The sequence below is a fragment of the Arachidicoccus sp. genome, from assembly GCF_050436765.1.
In the GTDB taxonomy this organism is placed as follows: Bacteria; Bacteroidota; Bacteroidia; order Chitinophagales; family Chitinophagaceae; genus Arachidicoccus.
Genome location: NZ_JBNQGD010000425.1, coordinates 15,068 through 17,776 on the forward strand (window position 1 = coordinate 15,068; position 2,709 = coordinate 17,776).

At 43.0% G+C, this 2,709-nt stretch carries 2 protein-coding genes; both read right to left on the minus strand.

Annotation, left to right across the window (positions count from 1 at the left end; genetic code table 11):
• Positions 1-656, minus strand: a 656-nt coding sequence (locus ACQR30_RS17930; RefSeq protein WP_429737170.1) for a glycoside hydrolase family 3 N-terminal domain-containing protein, incomplete at its 3' end; no start/stop codon positions are given.
• A gap of 142 nt (positions 657-798) precedes the next feature.
• Positions 799-2,232 carry a group II intron reverse transcriptase/maturase gene (ltrA, locus tag ACQR30_RS17935; RefSeq protein ID WP_429737171.1) on the minus strand — a complete coding sequence of 478 codons (1,434 nt, stop codon included), beginning with the start codon at positions 2,230-2,232 and terminating at the stop codon, positions 799-801.
• Positions 2,233-2,709 lie beyond the last annotated feature (477 nt).

Consider the following 2,709-nt stretch of genomic DNA (forward strand, 5'->3'; position numbering starts at 1 on the left):
TCCACATCTCCATGTCCTGGAAAATGTTTGGCACATGCCATCACATCCTTAAGCTGAATACCTTTCATAATGGCAACACCATAATCAGCCACCACACGTTTATTCTCGCCAAAAGATCGATAGCCAATTATGGGGTTATTAGGATTATTATTAATATCTACGACCGGCGCATAGGCGACATTCACACCCAGCCTATTACATTGGTCACCAATCAGTTCCCCCACCTTTTTAATCAATTTTTTCTGTCCACGCATCGCACCTAAAGTCAGTTGATCAGGGAGTTTCATCACCTCGGGCATTCTCATACCTACGCCATTTTCAACATCCATACATACCAACAAGGGCGTTTGAGCCATTTGCTGAAACTCATTAATATATTCCGCCTGAGTATCTGGCGAACCTTGAAACAAACAGATCGCACCTATGTTATATTCCTTAATTTCTTTCTTTATTCTATCGGCATAAATAAGCACTTTGCCATCCTGAATTGCGCTTTCCCTCAAAACCATTAACTGGGCTATTCTTTGGTTGGGTGTCAACGAACGATAAACACTATCTACCCACTTATCTGCCTTCTTTGTATGACGTAATAGCGGTTGTGCGCCTACAGAACTGGCGGAAAGCATCATTAGTAAAAAGTAAAGATTTTTTCTCATTAGTTTATATATAATGCGATTAAAGATTGAAGGTAGACTATAAGATGCATTTAAATTGAGTAGGAAGGTAGTGATTATTTCGCTACCTGTCCTCTCACACCACCGTACGTACGGTTCCGTATACGGCGGTTCTATTAACTTATTAAGTTGGAGAACTACCTTCTTGTGAAGCTTTGTAGGCTTTATAGGCATCTAAAAAGCTAAAAAGTCGCAGTTCGTCAAAATATTTCTTGGGAAATCCGAGATTCATGTGTGAAGCACCGGAGTTAGACCATGGTCCATGCTGATTAAATGCAGAACGAACTGCATGCTCCTCAGAAAGGCCACCTTTACGGAGGTTCAAAAATCTGGTCCAGTTACGTTTCCATTGTCGCCAAAGGATATTACGTAAGTGATGTCGAATCCACTCGTCTAAGTCTTTGGAGAGAGATTTCATATCTGCTGGACGGTAGTAGTTAAACCATCCTCGAATCACAGGGTTGAGATCTTTGTGGATAAACCCAGCCAAATTGCGTCCTCGACCTTTATGGAATAGATCTCTGAGTCTCTCCTTAATGCGTGTAACGCTTTTGGGAGCAACTCGAATTCCCATCTGCTTCCCCTCCTTGTAATAGAAGGAAAAACCGAGAAACTTCCTGTTTGCCGGTCTATCTACTTTACTCTTATCCTTGTTTACCTTCAGTTTCATCTTTTTCTCGACAAAATCCTGAATGGAAGCAGCGACTCTTTCTCCTGCTCTTTGCGTCTTCACATACACATTAACATCGTCAGCATACCTGCAAAAACGATGGCCTCGTTCTTCTAACTCCTTGTCTAGTTCATCTAGCACAATGTTGGAGAGAAGCGGACTCAGATTTCCGCCTTGAGGTGTACCTTTCAGTCGTCCCTCTAATTTTCCCCCCTTCATCATTCCGGCTGTTAGATACCTGTGGATGAGTTTGTGAATTTCTTGTTCACCCGGTGTTTTTAACATGATTTTGCTCATTAGTCTATCGTGAGGGATCTCATCGAAGAATTTTGAGAGGTCCATGTCAATGACAATCCGGTACCCTTCTTCCTGATACCCTTTTGCTCGGTTTACAGCATCGATGGCTTTCCTACCCGGACGAAAACCGAAGCTGTTGTCCGAGAACACTGGCTCCCAGATAGGAGTAAGGACTTGTAATAGTGCTTGTTGCAAAAATCGGTCTAATACGGTAGGAATGCCGAGCATTCGGACACCCCCATCAGGTTTAGGTATTTCTACCTTCTTAACCGGCTGCGGTTTGTATTTGCCATCTTTCAACTGTTGCTCTAGTGTCTGCCAGTTTTTCCTTAGAAATAATTTTAAATCTCCTACTTCCATCCCATCTATTCCTGCGGCTCCTTTATTGTCTACAACTTTAATGAAAGCTTCATTTAAGTTATCTATATTAAGAAGCTTGTCGATTAAACGCAGTTCTGGGGGATTACATCCTTTCTTTATGGGGTCAACAGGAACAGCACCACCCAAGGACATTTCCTCTTCCGGAGGTTTTACTTCCCTCGATGATGAAGATGTCATCATCTTCTTTTCTGCTTCTGACTGTTGATTCATAATGATGATTTTAATCCATTCGTTAATAGTTCAGCCCTTCGTCCTTTCCGTGAGTCTTCCTGCGTTCCCTTTTAGTTTGGTCGCCTAGCTCGTCTCGGGCTTACTATGGCCTCTGCTGACTTCTGATACCTTAGCCTGATGTCTCCATCAAGGTTGTTCCGGTTTAGAATACCGCATGTTCCTCCCGCAAACGGGGTATCAGATCTCCCCGGGTAAGATGCAATTCTTTCACGCTTATACCTGCCGTATTTACCAAATACTTTTCCGTGTAAGTATAGGACTTTGGAGATATTTGCCCCCTCATCCAAGTATCTAGCCTCATACGATTCCTGTGCGTCAGGTCAGCGCTTTGTCTTCAGCTTCCTTCAGATTCCCAGTCACCCGGGACACCCTTGCCGTTCGACTAATAATTCCCCTTACAAGGGATCAACGCAAAAACTTGTGGAAAGGGCATAATATTTTTACATTTGCGGCCTA